The following is a 234-nucleotide window of genomic DNA, read 5'->3' as shown; positions in this document are numbered from 1 at the left end:
GTCCCAGATCCGCGCCGGTCCGCACCAGCGCGCGCGGCGCGGGAACCAGGCACGCGCCGTGCCGCCAGGCCAGCCACATTTCCTCACAGGAGGCGTCGAAGGCGACCGAGAGCCCGGCCAGTACGCGATCGCCGGGACCGAGCGGGTTGTCGCGCAGGAACAGGCGCGCCTCCGCGTCGACGAAGGCGGCCGCATTGCGGTGGGTGACGGCGACACCCTTCGGTGTGCCGGTGG

1 protein-coding gene is annotated in these 234 nt (G+C 73.9%); it reads right to left on the bottom strand.

Annotated features, from left to right (window positions below; all coding sequences use genetic code 11):
* The coding region (locus tag CUZ56_RS15595; protein WP_148113791.1) for an AMP-binding protein at window positions 1-234 on the bottom strand (234 nt) is incomplete at both ends.

The organism is Saezia sanguinis, from assembly GCF_003991585.1.
Lineage (GTDB): Bacteria > Pseudomonadota > Gammaproteobacteria > Burkholderiales > Burkholderiaceae_C > Saezia > Saezia sanguinis.
The sequence above is the reverse complement of the archived record's forward strand: the minus strand, read 5'-3'. Positions and strand labels throughout refer to the sequence as shown.